At 65.6% G+C, this 12,052-nt stretch carries 16 protein-coding genes; 9 read left to right on the plus strand and 7 right to left on the minus strand.

Annotated features, from left to right (window positions below; translation table 11 throughout):
* Positions 1–467: 467 nt before the first annotated feature.
* The 4 genes from ASC63_RS16295 to ASC63_RS09020 all read left to right on the plus strand — a co-directional run bounded on the left by ASC63_RS16295 (position 468) and on the right by ASC63_RS09020 (position 2,653).
* On the plus strand, positions 468–614 hold the full coding sequence (locus ASC63_RS16295) for a hypothetical protein (protein ID WP_157487643.1): 147 nt from the start codon (positions 468–470) through the stop codon (positions 612–614).
* 72 nt (positions 615–686) lie between these two features.
* The gene (locus tag ASC63_RS09010; protein WP_055812183.1) at positions 687–1,781 is read left to right on the plus strand and encodes a CE1758 family FMN-dependent luciferase-like monooxygenase; all 1,095 of its coding nucleotides are present in this window, start codon (positions 687–689) and stop codon (positions 1,779–1,781) included.
* Between the two features lie 199 nt (positions 1,782–1,980).
* Positions 1,981–2,223, plus strand: a complete 243-nt coding sequence (locus ASC63_RS09015) for an AbrB/MazE/SpoVT family DNA-binding domain-containing protein (RefSeq protein ID WP_055815221.1) — start codon at positions 1,981–1,983, stop codon at positions 2,221–2,223.
* Positions 2,216–2,653, plus strand: a complete 438-nt coding sequence (locus ASC63_RS09020) for a type II toxin-antitoxin system VapC family toxin (protein ID WP_055812186.1) — start codon at positions 2,216–2,218, stop codon at positions 2,651–2,653. Before ASC63_RS09015 ends, ASC63_RS09020 begins: the two co-directional genes overlap by 8 nt.
* Positions 2,654–2,708: 55 nt before the next feature.
* On the opposite strand, the gene ASC63_RS09025 is transcribed toward ASC63_RS09020, so the two are convergent.
* Both ASC63_RS09025 and ASC63_RS09030 read right to left on the minus strand, forming a co-directional pair.
* Positions 2,709–3,740: a glutathione S-transferase family protein gene (locus ASC63_RS09025; protein ID WP_055812189.1), complete on the minus strand. Its 1,032-nt coding sequence runs from the start codon at positions 3,738–3,740 to the stop codon at positions 2,709–2,711.
* Complete coding sequence (locus tag ASC63_RS09030; RefSeq protein WP_055812192.1) at positions 3,737–4,060, minus strand: 4a-hydroxytetrahydrobiopterin dehydratase; 324 nt, start codon at positions 4,058–4,060, stop codon at positions 3,737–3,739. Before ASC63_RS09030 ends, ASC63_RS09025 begins: the two co-directional genes overlap by 4 nt.
* A gap of 61 nt (positions 4,061–4,121) precedes the next feature.
* Here ASC63_RS09030 and ASC63_RS16300 point away from each other — a divergent pair, with 61 nt between their 5' ends.
* Positions 4,122–4,265: a hypothetical protein gene (locus ASC63_RS16300; RefSeq protein WP_157487644.1), complete on the plus strand. Its 144-nt coding sequence runs from the start codon at positions 4,122–4,124 to the stop codon at positions 4,263–4,265.
* A gap of 195 nt (positions 4,266–4,460) precedes the next feature.
* On the opposite strand, the gene ASC63_RS09035 is transcribed toward ASC63_RS16300, so the two are convergent.
* Entirely contained in the window at positions 4,461–5,627 is a 1,167-nt protein-coding gene (locus ASC63_RS09035) for a DUF998 domain-containing protein (protein WP_055812196.1), read from the minus strand.
* A gap of 255 nt (positions 5,628–5,882) precedes the next feature.
* Here ASC63_RS09035 and ASC63_RS09040 point away from each other — a divergent pair, with 255 nt between their 5' ends.
* The gene (locus ASC63_RS09040) at positions 5,883–6,713 is read left to right on the plus strand and encodes a DarT ssDNA thymidine ADP-ribosyltransferase family protein (RefSeq protein WP_162242889.1); all 831 of its coding nucleotides are present in this window, start codon (positions 5,883–5,885) and stop codon (positions 6,711–6,713) included.
* 37 nt (positions 6,714–6,750) lie between these two features.
* Here the strand turns inward: ASC63_RS09040 and ASC63_RS09045 are convergent, their stop codons facing one another.
* Positions 6,751–7,035, minus strand: coding sequence for a GNAT family N-acetyltransferase (locus ASC63_RS09045; RefSeq protein ID WP_055812202.1), 285 nt, complete (start codon positions 7,033–7,035; stop codon positions 6,751–6,753).
* A 127-nt stretch (positions 7,036–7,162) separates the two neighbouring features.
* Between ASC63_RS09045 and ASC63_RS09050 the strand changes: the two genes are divergently transcribed.
* A complete protein-coding gene (locus ASC63_RS09050) occupies positions 7,163–7,579 on the plus strand; it encodes a hypothetical protein (RefSeq protein WP_055812205.1) in 417 nt (138 codons plus the stop codon).
* Positions 7,580–7,656: 77 nt separating this feature from the next.
* On the opposite strand, the gene ASC63_RS09055 is transcribed toward ASC63_RS09050, so the two are convergent.
* From ASC63_RS09055 to ASC63_RS09065, 3 genes are all read right to left on the minus strand, one after another.
* The gene (locus tag ASC63_RS09055) at positions 7,657–8,154 is read right to left on the minus strand and encodes a glutathione peroxidase (RefSeq protein WP_055812208.1); all 498 of its coding nucleotides are present in this window, start codon (positions 8,152–8,154) and stop codon (positions 7,657–7,659) included.
* A 38-nt stretch (positions 8,155–8,192) separates the two neighbouring features.
* Complete coding sequence (locus ASC63_RS09060) at positions 8,193–9,131, minus strand: sulfurtransferase (protein ID WP_055812210.1); 939 nt, start codon at positions 9,129–9,131, stop codon at positions 8,193–8,195.
* A gap of 100 nt (positions 9,132–9,231) precedes the next feature.
* Positions 9,232–9,900, minus strand: a complete 669-nt coding sequence (locus ASC63_RS09065) for a DedA family protein (protein WP_055812212.1) — start codon at positions 9,898–9,900, stop codon at positions 9,232–9,234.
* 279 nt (positions 9,901–10,179) lie between these two features.
* On the opposite strand from ASC63_RS09065, the gene ASC63_RS09070 reads away from it, so the two are divergent.
* Both ASC63_RS09070 and ASC63_RS09075 read left to right on the plus strand, forming a co-directional pair.
* A complete protein-coding gene (locus tag ASC63_RS09070) occupies positions 10,180–11,187 on the plus strand; it encodes an ATP-binding cassette domain-containing protein (protein WP_055812215.1) in 1,008 nt (335 codons plus the stop codon).
* On the plus strand, positions 11,184–12,014 hold the full coding sequence (locus tag ASC63_RS09075; protein WP_200936825.1) for an ABC transporter permease: 831 nt from the start codon (positions 11,184–11,186) through the stop codon (positions 12,012–12,014). Before ASC63_RS09070 ends, ASC63_RS09075 begins: the two co-directional genes overlap by 4 nt.
* Positions 12,015–12,052: the final 38 nt, after the last annotated feature.

The raw sequence follows: 12,052 nt of genomic DNA on the forward strand, positions 1-12,052 counted from the left end.
TTGACGAGGTGCGCACGCGTAAGCTCGTTGACTCCTGATCCGATTTGCTCGTCAAGCCATCGGAAAATGTCCTCCCGAATAAGCGCTTGCTCAACCGCTGAGTACATACCTGCATTCTTACCAGAGCGCCGTCGCCACCGCGCGAGGGCAGTATTCGCTTGAGAACCTCTAGCGCCGCTCGTCGGCAAACGGTATGCCCGTGGTTCGCGGCAAGCCTCGGCCCGGATCAGGGCTCCTGAGCCCATGGTGTCCGCGGGGCGCTGACCGAAAACGTCGAGGGTGAGTCGCGCCAATGAGGACGGCCGAATGGCGCCCACGATAGTGGTCCTCGGGCGCGGCATATCGCTGCGCTCGACCGCACAGATCCGGTCGAAGCCACCAAAGACTTCCATCGACGGGCACCGCGTGTAGAGACCCGGCTGTGCCAGTATCGACCGCGAGACGACCGGACCGTTTCCCCAGCGGGCATGACCGCATTGTCGAGGGACGCGGTCGTGCACTTCTCACGCGGCGGCCAGGCGGTGGCGGGGGAGACACTCGTGAACTCGGAACGCGACCTGGGCGCGCAGCATGTTGATGGCATCCGCTCGGCGAGGCTACGCCGGGCGCTGTGAGCAAGTTGTGTTGCCGACCACGTAGATCTATAGTTATGTGGTCGGCAACCAATAATGAAGATGAGGCTGGTCATGCAGATAGGTATCTTCTCCATCGGGGATCGCACCCCTGATCCCGCCACCGGGCTGCGGCCCACGGAGCATCAGCGAATCCTTGCCACGGTGCAGCTCGCGGTGCAGGCTGAAGCCGCCGGTCTCGACGTGTTCGCCACGGGTGAGCATCACAATCCGCCGTTCGTGTCATCGTCACAAACGACGCTGCTGGCCTTCATCGCGGCGCGCACCGAGCGGCTGCTGCTGTCGACCGCGACAACCCTCATCACGACCAATGACCCGGTCAAAATCGCCGAGGACTTCGCACTGCTGCAGCACCTCTCGGAGGGGCGTTCTGACCTCATGCTCGGCCGCGGAAATACCGGACCTGTGTATCCCTGGTTCGGTAAGAAGATCGAGGACGGCATCCCGCTGGCCATCGAGAATTACGCACTGCTGCGCCGACTGTGGAACGAGGATTCCGTCGATTGGTCGGGGAATTTCCGTACGCCGCTGCAGGCATTCACCTCGGTGCCCAGGCCGCTCGATTCCACGCCGCCCTTTGTGTGGCACGGCTCTGTCAGGAGTGTCGAGATCGCCGAACAGGCGGCCCGCTATGGTGACGGCTACTTCGCCAACCACATCTTCGGACCGGCGCAGCACACGGCCGACATGGTTCGAATCTATCGAGAGAGCTTCGAGCAACACGGTCATGGGCCGGCCTCCCGCGCCGTCGTAGGGCTGGGAGCGCACGCGTTCATGCGGCCTCGCTCCCAAGACGCCCGCGCCGAGTACGAGCAGTACTTTGCGAACGCACCGATGTTCGCCGGCATGTCGCTCGAGCAGTACATGTCGCGCACGCCCACGATCGTTGGCAGCCCGCAGGAGGTCATCGACAAGGTCATGGGGTTCCGCGACTACGCCGGCGACATTCACCGACTGCTTTTCGCCCTCGAAATCGGCGGCGTGCCCACCCCGGTCGCCCTCGAGCAGATCGATCTGCTCGGTTCCGAGGTCGCGCCCACCCTGCGGCGGGAGATGGCGCCCACTGAGCCCGCCGCCGTCCCCTTCACGCACGACACTCGGCTCTCCGTCTCCGAGACGGATGCTGCGCCCTCCCTCAGCCGCGCGTAGCACCTGCGATGGTGCAGGCGAGGGTGTAGCGGCCGCTCTCCACAGTGAGCAGGCGGGGCGAGGTTTCCACAGATCGCGCATTCTCGGGTCTTGACGATGGCGCCGCCTCGTAGCGTCGCTACATGATCATCGGCGTCCGTGCTCAGATTGGAAGCAAATGAGAAGTATTACTGCGGTAAGTAAGAACTATACTGTGACGGTGAGAATTACGTCGAAGGGCCAAGTGACCATCCCGCAGTGGGTACGGGAACGCTATGGATTCATGCCGGAGACCGACGTTGACTTCATCGAGCGCGACGGAATGGTTGCGCTTACGGTGGCGGGGGTGCCCTCCAAACCGGATCGCGCCGATCGGCTTCTCTCCCGCATGCGCGGGTCGGCGCAGCGAGAGCTGACGACCGACGAAATCATGCAACTCAGCCGCGCATACGACGATGAGTGACTCCACAGACGACTCGGTCGGCTACCTTGTCGACTCAAATGTTCTCCTCGACATCATTACCGACGACCCGGTCTGGGCAAGCTGGTCCGCGCAGGCGCTGGCAGAGGCCGTCCGGCGCAGCGCCGTGTGGATCAACCCGCTCGTCTACTCAGAAGTCTCGTTGGCGTTCGACACACTTCCTGCGCTCGACGAGGCGATCCCTTCCGATGTCATCCGCCGCGCTGACCTGCCATGGTCGGCTGGATTCCTCGCGGCCAGGGCGCATCAGGCCTATCGCAAGCGCGGCGGCACCCGGGCGACCACCCTGCCCGATTTCTATATCGGTGCGCATGCGGTGGTGCAGCGTCTGACATTGATCACGCGCGACGCGCGACGGTATCGCACTACCTTTCCGGGGCTTCGGGTCGTCAGTCCGCCTGCCGCAGTGTGATGAGGCGGCGGTCTCGATACGCGCGCTTCGCGGCGCTACTCGACCAACGAGTGTGTTACTGCGCGCCGTGCCCGGCGGGCACGAGCTCGCCCGTGCGCGGCGGGCCCGGCGGCGTACCGTCGCCAAAGGGGCGACCACCCAGCTGCTCGCGGCCGTGCCCGGTGAGCCAGCCCGAGGCATCCGGCCCCACCGGAACGATGCCGGTCGGATTGATGTCGCTGTGCACGATGTAATAGTGCCGTTTGATCTGCACGAAGTCGATGGTGTCGCCGAAGCCCGGGGTTTGGAACAGGTCGCGCGCGTACGCCCACAGCACGGGCATCTCAGTGAGCTTGTTGCGGTTGCACTTGAAGTGGCCGTGGTAGACGGCGTCGAAACGGGCCAGTGTCGTGAAGAGGCGGATGTCCGCCTCGGTGATCGTCTCTCCCACCAGATAGCGCCGGGTCGCCAACCGTGTCTCGAGCCAGTCGAGCCGGTCGAAGAGGCGGTGGTAGGCCTTCTCGTACGCCTCCTGGGATCCGGCAAAACCGGCCCGGTACACGCCGTTGTTCACGTCGCGGAAGACGACGTCGTTGACCTCGTCGATCTCGGCGCGCAGGGCCTCGGGGTAGAGGTCGGGGGCGCCGTCGCGGTGCGAGTCCACCCATTCGGTCTCAAGGTCGAGCGTGATCTGCGGGTAGTTGTTAGTGACGACCTGGCCGCTGGGCACATCGACGATGGCGGGCACGGTGATGCCGCGCGGGTAGTCGGGAAAGCGGGCGAAGAACGCCTGCTGCAGGCGCTCGATGCCGAGCACCGGGTCGACCCCGCCGGGGTCGAGGTCGAAGGTCCAACTGCGTGCGTCGTGCGTGGGGCCGGGCATGCCGAGTGAGATGGCATCCTCCAGCCCCAGCAGGCGGCGTACGATCACCGAGCGGTTCGCCCACGGGCAGGCGCGGGCGGCGATCAGCCGGTAGCGGCCGGGCTCGACGGGCCAGCCGTCCCGGCCGTCACGCGTGATGCGATCCTCGATGTAGTTCGTGTCGCGGGTGAATTCCTTGCCCGGCTCGACATAGCTACCGGGCGTGCTCTCAGAGTCGGCGCTCATGACTCGACGGCGGGCGCGTCGGCCGGGATGTCCAGCGTGCGCGCGGCATCCGAGATCTGCCGGGCCAGCGCGACATCGCGCTGGCTGAGACCATCGACGTCGTGCGAGATGAGGCGCACGGTGACGGAGGGGTAGCGCAGATCCACGTCGGGGTGATGGTTGGCGGCATCCGCGAGCCTGCCGATCTCGTCGATCAGCCTCACGCCGGTGGCGAACGACCCGGTGCGGAAGGTGGTGGCAGCCGCGCCGCTGGAAAGTATGCGCCAATCATCGACGCCGGAGGCGTGCCTGAACTGGCTCGGGGTGATCTGGTCGGTCATGTTTGCACGGTAACACCGGGGCGGCGGAGTGCACAGTACCGGGGCACGCTAGCCTGACAGGATGCTCGTGCCCGAGGTGTGCGTCTGCTACATTCTGCGCGACGGACCCGGCGGTCACCAGGTGCTGCTCGGCCGTAAGAAGAAGGGGCTCGGACTCGGCAAGATCGTGGGACTCGCTCATCTCAGTTGCCGCCCCGCACGATAGTCTTTCGGGTATGAGCGATCACCCGAATTATCCCGCCAAGGCCGGTGCAGGCAGCGTCATCATCTGGGTCGCCGTGGTCGTCGCGATAGCGCTCGTGGCCGGCTTCGTGTGGCGGTTGCTGCAGTAACAGCACACGGAGACGCGCGGGCGCTTCGGCGGGCTCCGCGACCGCGCTGTCTCAACGACGGGGCTGGCTCAGGGGGCGGGAGTCTCGGCCTCGACGACCACGGTGGACTGCTCGCCGATTCCGCGGCCGAGCATGGCCGCCATGAATCGTGCCAGCACCGCTATCCAGCCGAAGAGGATCGCGAACGCCACCACCTCGAACGCCGTGAGGTTGAAGTAGCTCGCATTCAGGTACAGAAGCACGGCGCCGACGAGCAGCGCGAGGCATCCGAGCGTCAGCAGCAGAAACGACCACGGCATGCCCCGCAGCGCGACGGGTGCTATCAGCAGAAGCGCGGCGAATGCCAGGGAGGTCGAGGCCGCTATCGTGTTGTGGCCCGGGGTGGTCACGTTCTCGGGTACGAGCCCGATGCCGGCCAGCAGTATGCCGAGAACGATGAACATGACGGTGATCGTCGGGGTGCTCCAGCGATAGCGCACGATGCCGCGATCGTGCAGCGTGCGCAGATCCCGGTTGACGTACATGGCGAAGGTGGTCACCAGAACGCCGGCGACAATGAGGGTCCCGTTGAAGATCCAGCTTGGCTGATCGCCGAATGTGCCCAGGTAGCTGAACTGGCGCTGCCACCAGAGCGGATCGGGCGAGGTGGTCATGCTCAACAGAACTCCGCCGCCCATGAACAAGAGCAGCCGATGCGCCAGCGCCATGGTGCTGAGCTGGGCGACGCTGAGATAGAGCGTGTACGTGGTGAGCGAAACGGCGGCCAGCACCATGGCGGTGCCGACGTACTGGCCGACCGCGAGACGGCGGAACGCGAGTTGTGCGACAGAGAACACCGTTCCCGTCACCATCACGGCCAGCGCCGTGTGCACGAGCGAGACGGCGACCGTGTCGACCAACGCCTTCCAGCGCGGAAGCCCCCTGCGCCAGAGCTGTTCGGGCAGGCGACGGCAGCGGTGGTAGCTCACGATGCACGTGGCCAGACCAAGCACGATGACGGCAATCATCGCGGCAGACCCCACCGACCAGCTGGCGTTCCAGCCAGCCCAGATGAGCGTATAGGTGCCCCAGAACATGACGGCGGCGAACGCTGAGCCGAGCACGCCGGCGACGATCGCCGCGATGAGGGCTTCCGTCTCGATGCGAATTGAGCGGCTCACGCGTTCGGTGCGCGTCTCGGCGGGTACGGGCTCGGCAGCGGTTGCGGTGTCAGCGGTAGGCGGGGTGGTGGTCATCTCTTTCAAGGCTAGCCGCCGATGCCGAACGGTGCGGTTCTCCGTCGGCTTGGGGCCTGCAGCGCCCCGCTTGCCTCCTGCAGCTCTCGGCTCGGTAAGCGGTGAAGCCGAAACGCCCGTAACGTAGAGATAGCGCCCGTGGAGCGATTCTCGCGACTGGTCGGCGCTCTTCGGGAAGGTTTGCAAGTGGGCGAGTGTATTCATGGACTCGAGGACGGTCTCTGTGACACGTGTTTCCCCAAGGCCCAGCCCGAGGTGGCAGCCGCACCGGCTGTCGGCCAGCGTGGTGGGCGCGCGGGCGGCCGGGCTCGCACCGCGGGGCGCACCGCAACGTCTGTGGTGACCACGGCATCCGCGTCTCGCTCGGCTGGCGCGAAGGCGGCCGCGGCGAAGCGGCACCTCGATGTCGGCGAGCAGCGCATCTACCACCTCACCCACATCAGCAACCTGGCTGGCATTCTTGAGCGTGGCGCCATGCTGGCGGATGCGAGCGAGGGCTGGGAGTCGCGGCCTGCCGTGGACATCGCCTCCGCGGCGAATCGTGAGGCGCGCCGCAGCATGATGGTGGCCGGCGAGAGCGAGCCGAGCGTCGCGGGCTATGTACCCTTCTTCCTGTCTCCGAACGCGGGGGTGTGGGAGAGCATCCGTACTCACGCGGCGGATCCGCGGCTGTCGTCCGAGGCGTACGGGCATGACGTATACGACTATGTGATTCTCGTAAGCACCGTGAAGACGGCCTTCGCTCACACCAGCGAACTCGGCAGTGTCGATGACGCTTCGGTCATGGTGGCCAATGGTGATGCGACGGCCACCTTCACGCGTTTCGCCACCTCACACGAGGCAAGCGAGCGGATGCTGCGCATCATGCGCGCAGACGAGGAATCTGAGGCCATGCTGGCCGCGGAATTTTTGGTGCGGGACGCATTCCCCATCGAGCATGTAACGCTGATCGGGGTGGCGAACGACAAGGTGCGCCAGGCGGTGCGCGCGGTCGTCTCGTCGTCGCAGTCGCCGCACCGACCGAAGGTGGCGGTGTATCCACCGTGGTTCCAATCGGCGGCCGAGAACGGTCTTTCTGAGGCGTAGCGGCGCAGACTGCCGGCGCAGTCGCGGGAGGCGCGCTCTACCGGCTGAGCAGTGCCGAGCGGTTCGGATGCGCCTCGAACCAGTCGGCGACGTACCAGCACATCGGCACGATGTGTAACTCGGTGGTGGCTTCGACATCGTCGACAGCGAATGCGACGAGTTCGGCCGCAAGCCCCTGCCCACGGTGGCTCGGCTGGGTGAACGTGCGCGTGAAAGATATGGCGTTGCCGTTCACGGAGTAATTGAGCACGCAGACCAACTGGCCATCGATGTGCAGGGCGTATCGACGGGCATCCGCTTCGTGTGTGAGTTCATGGGTCACGGTTCAAGGGTAGCCGCGCGGGCTGGGAGACGCTGTGGTTCTGCACAGGGCTCGCGAGTGGCGAGTTTTCCACAGATGTGGGTCTGCGGCGCGCGGTTCGGTCTGCAGGGCGGGCACTATCGACCGCATGACACTCACCGCTGAAGAAGCTGCCCAGCTGCCGATCGTTACCGACGCCGAGGTCGAGGAGCGCGTCTCGCGCCTTGTCGGCCACGCCGTTCGAAGGCAGCTGTGGTTGTTGTTCCTCGATTCCTCGGGCGTGCAGTTGCCCACGCTGATTCCCATCGAGGACTACCCGACGGGGCCCGACGCGAGTTTCGCCGCCGCCCTGGCGCAATCCATCCGACACGTCATGAGTGAAACGGATGCCGCGCAGCTTGTTCTCGTGTGGGAACGTTGCCTCGGCGCCGACCCCGTATCGGCGGATCGCGCCTGGGCGAAGGCACTCGCGGCCGCCTGTGTCGACGCGAATGTCATGGTGCGCGCCCAACTGATCAGTCACCGCAAAGGCGTGCGCTGGCTGGCTCCCGCCGACTACGCGTGAGGTCGTGGAGCGCCCGCCCGAGCGAGGGGTTTCGACTCGTGCCCGCTTCGATCTCGTGAGCGATCACTGGTTGGCGCTCAGGCGGGGAGGGCGCCTTCGATCACGTCGATGATCTCGGGCGCATCCGGCTCCGTGGCGGGACGAAAGCGGTGAACCTCGCCGGATGGCGTGATGACGAACTTCTCGAAGTTCCACTTGACCTTGCCGGCCTTGCCCGCGGCATCCGGAGTCTTCGTCAGCTCGGCATAAAGCGGGTGCTGTGACTTGCCGTTCACCTTGATCTTCTCGAACATCGGAAAGGTCACGCCCCACGTCGTCGAGCAGTACTCCTTGATCGCGTCGCTACTGCTGAGCTCCTGCAAAAACTGGTTGCTGGGGAAGCCCAGAACCGTGAAGCCGCGCTCGCCATAGCTCTTCTGCAATTGCTCGAGCTTCTCGTATTGCGGGGCGAGGCCGCACCGCGAGGCGACATTGACGATGAGTAGAACCTTGCCGGCGTATGCGGTCAGGGTGGTCGCCTCGCCATCGATAGTGGTGAGGGGGATGTCGGCGATCGAGGGGTTGGTGATGGTCATATCGCGAGCGTAGAACCGCTCGCTGGGAACTGAGTGGGTCAGGCTCCGCCGGGCGAATTGTCTTCTTCGGAGAGGTCGACGAGTGTCACCAGCGGCAGTGCAGGATCGGCGGCCCATTCGTTGAGAGAACCGTCGTATACGGCGACATTCGTGTGACCGATGACCGCCAGGGCGAGCGCGTCCGCCGCCGCGGCGATGCCGCCGGCGCAATACGCGATGATGTGCTCAGAGCTTGCGAGGGCGTTCGCGAAGGTGGCACGCAATTCGTGTGCGGGAAGGAGGGCGTTCGTCTCGCGGTCGACCAGCCGGCCGGCCGGCGCACTGAAACTGCCGGGAATGTGTCCGCGTCGTGGTCGCTGCCCGGTTTCGCCGGTGAACTCGCGCGCGGGCAGACCGCACACCAGGGCCGCATCCGTTTCTCCGGTGACGATGGAGCGGACCCGCGATGTGTCCGCCCAGAGTTCGGGGCGAGGCGATGCGGTGAACGTCGCTGTCTCGAGAGGAGCGATCCAGCCGCGCTCGGTGGGGCGCTCCTCGACTATCCACTTGGTGAGCCCGCCATCGAGCACCGCGACGTTGTCGTATCCGAACGCGCGAAACAGCCACCAGATGCGGGCCGCCCATTGGCCGACGGAGGTGTCATAGACCACGACGGTCGTCTCATTGTTGACGCCGAGAGCCGCTGCGGCCGCCTCGAATTGCCGCGCGCTGGGTTTCGCGAATCCGTGGAGTCCCGCCGGGTCGCTGAAGGAATCGAGCAGTTCGGCAAAGAGTGCGCCGGGCACATGTCCGTTGACGAGGTACTGGTCGAATCCGCTCAGCCAGTGGTACCCGCCGTCGGGGCGCTGAATCTGCACGACAGTGGCATCGAGCACGATCAGGCGATCCGAGCCGAGATGATCGGCGAGCCACTGCGTCGAAACGACGGGCGAGGCCAGCTGCGGCCCGGATTCCAGGGCGGGCGATGAGAGGGTCACGAGCCCACGGTAGCCATGCCCCTGCGCTGGAGGCGAGGCATGCGCAACGGGGCGTAACACGGTGACCGTCGCCAGCGCCGGCGAGCGGGTTAGCTGCGGCTCACAGCCCCTTTGTGACGAGGGCACGTTCGTTGGGCTCCACCGCTCCCTGTTGTTCGTGTGCGATGCGTGCAACGCGTCGTCGTGCCCGGGCGCTCAGCAGCAGATCGACCGAGACACCCAGCGTGACAGCGATCACGATGCCGACGAGCGCGGCGAGAAGAGGCTGGCTGTGAGCCCACTGTCCGGCGAGGATCCCGATCAGCACCGAGTACACCGACCAGCAGGCGCCGGCCGCGAGTGTGAGCGGCCAGAACGTTCGCCACCGAAAGCCGGTCGCTCCCGCCGTCATGTTCACGGCGATGCGGCCGACAGGAATGTACCTGGCCGTAAGAATGAGGGTGGCAGCCCGACGTTCGAGGCCTTGGGCGGCTCGGTCGACGGCTCGCACGACACGGGGTCGTCGCATCCAGGCGAATCGGCGCACTCCGATGCGGCGGCCGATGAAGAAGGCGATGTTGTCGCCGATTGCCGCGCCGATGGCCGCGAGGAGCACGATCACCCAGGTATTCGGCGCACCGGCCGAGACGCCGATCGCCGCGACGGCCACCACCAGGGTCTCGCTCGGTACGGGCGGAAAGAATCCGTCGATGACGACGAGCGCGAACACGATGGCGTAGATCCACGGCGAGGCCACGGCCTGCATCACCAGCTGGGTGATCGCATCCATTGCGTACCGTCCTCTCGATTGCTTCTCGTTTCAAGAACACTATGCGGCAGCACGCAAGGGCCACATCCCCCGCACGTATGGGTACGGGTCACTCTCAGGGACCGTATTGGTCGTGAGGAGACCGAAGACGGATTGGGACGCAGCTGTCGTCGACCGCTTACACCGGCTTGAGCGCGGTGTTGGCGACTGTAAGCGCCCCGTGAGTGCTTCGTCAGTGCGGTGTAAGTGCCGCACGACACCATGAATTCATCACAACGCAATCCGCGTGAAAGGACAATCATGAGCATCACAACCGACTGGGCCATCGAAGCCCACGGGCTCGTCAAGACTTTTGGAGACAACCGAGCGGTCGACGGCGTCGACCTCAACGTTCGCACCGGCACCGTCTACGGCGTGCTCGGCCCCAACGGGGCAGGCAAGACCACCACCATCAGCATGCTCGCCACATTGCTGAAGCCCGACGGCGGCGAGGCGAGCATCTTCGGTCACGACGTGGTCAGGCAGTCGCAGATCGTGCGCCAGCTGATAGGCGTGACCGCGCAGTTCGCCTCCGTTGACGAGAAACTCAGCGCCACCGAGAACCTCATCATCTTCGCCCGTCTGCTCGGGCTCAGCCGCTCCGAGGCCCGGGCGAAGGCGAGCGAGCTGCTCGAGGCTTTCAATCTCACCGAGGCCGCCCGCCGCCCGCTGGCGAAGTTCTCCGGCGGCATGCGTCGCCGGCTCGACCTCGCCGCGAGCCTCATCGCGCAGCCGCCGCTCATCTTCCTCGACGAGCCGACCACCGGACTCGACCCGCGCACCCGCGCCCAGATGTGGGATACCGTTCGCGGTCTCGTCGCCAGTGGGTCCACCGTGCTGCTCACCACGCAGATGCTCGACGAGGCCGACCAGCTCGCCGACCGCATCGCGGTGATCGACACCGGGCGCGTGGTGGCCGAGGGAACCGCCGACGAGTTGAAGGCATCCGTCGGCACCTCGTCGCTGCAGTTGCGGCTGGAAGACACGGCCGACACCGAGGATGCGCTTCGTGCGATCCAGGCCGTGCTCGGCGCGCAGGGAACCATCTCGCCCGAAGCGGCCCGCATCACCGCACCCATGGCGGATGCCGACCGCGTCACCGACCTGCTGGTCACGTTGCGGGAGGCGGGCATCCACCTGACCGAGATGAGCGTGCAGAAGCCGACGCTCGACGAGGTCTTTCTCACCATTACCGGGCACGGCGTCGAGGACGAGACGTCCGCAGAAACGGATGCCGACCCGCGTCAAGCCGAAAGGATCAGCGCATGAGCGCCATCACCATCACGCAGGGCACCATCACCCCCGGAGTCCAGCGCCAACTCAAGAATCACACGAGCGTCGGCCAGACCGTGCGCAACTCGTTCACCATGGCCTACCGTGGCCTGCTGAAGATCAAGCGCACGCCGGAGCAGCTCGTCGACGTGACGGTGCAGCCGATTCTGTTCACCCTCATGTTCACCTACCTGTTCGGCGGCGCCATCGCGGGCAACATCGCGAGCTACCTGCCGCTGCTCATACCGGGCATTCTCGTGCAGACCGTGATCACGACATCCGTCGTCACGGGCGTGCAGTTGCGGGAGGACATGGACAAAGGCGTGTTCGACAGGTTCAAGTCGCTGCCGATAGCGCGCATCTCGCCGCTGGCCGGCGCGCTGCTCGCCGACACGATTCGCTACGCGATAGCCACAACGCTGACCTTCGTGATGGGCTACATCATGGGCTACCGCCCCGGCGGCGGCTTCGGTGCCGTCGTTCTTGCCGGCCTGCTCGTGATCGCCTGCTCGTGGGCCATCAGCTGGATCTTCGCCTTCTTCGGGGTGATAGCGCGCAGCGCGTCGAGCGTGCAGGGCATCTCGATGATCATCCTGTTTCCGCTCACCTTTCTCTCGAACGCGTTCGTTCCGGTCGACTCGCTGCCCAGCTGGCTGCAGGTGTTCGTGAACGTCAACCCGATCTCACACCTGGTGACGGCGGTGCGCGACCTCGCGAACAACGGCACCGTCGGCGTGGACCTCGTCATCTCGCTCATCGGCGCCGCCGTTATCGTCGCGATCTTCGCGCCGCTCACGGTGCGGGCGTACATGCGCAAGGCCTGAGTGCCGCCGCTGGTCGGGTAGTGCGTATCGAGACCCCT

The sequence above is a fragment of the Leifsonia sp. Root112D2 genome (assembly GCF_001424905.1).
Lineage (GTDB): Bacteria > Actinomycetota > Actinomycetes > Actinomycetales > Microbacteriaceae > Root112D2.